Origin of the sequence: Blautia sp. 210820-DFI.6.14, from assembly GCF_020558815.1 — a bacterium.
Lineage (GTDB): Bacteria > Bacillota > Clostridia > Lachnospirales > Lachnospiraceae > Blautia_A > Blautia_A obeum.
On the sequence record NZ_JAJCKS010000141.1, the window covers coordinates 1 to 242 of the forward strand.

The following is a 242-nucleotide window of genomic DNA, read 5'->3' on the forward strand; positions in this document are numbered from 1 at the left end:
CAGCAGAAAGACAGAGGGCAGAGTTTATGACGGAGAAAAAACAGCAGCATAAGAAGAAAAGAGGAAAAGTTCAGCATATCAGAGGCTCTCCGAAAAAGAGAAAAATATCTGGAAAAGCTGTTTTTTCCACAGAGAGTATCCCAGGAAAAATGCTTGCAGATGTGAAAAATCTGATTACGGACAAGGTAAGTGAATTGAAGAGGGCAGATCAGAAAAAGCTGTTTTTAGCTAATTTCCCCTAT

1 protein-coding gene is annotated in these 242 nt (G+C 39.3%); it reads left to right on the forward strand.

Features of this window, described 5'->3' with window-relative positions:
* Positions 1-26: 26 nt before the first annotated feature.
* A partial coding sequence (locus tag LI112_RS18055) for a hypothetical protein (protein ID WP_227191227.1) occupies positions 27-242 on the forward strand: 216 nt, incomplete at its 3' end.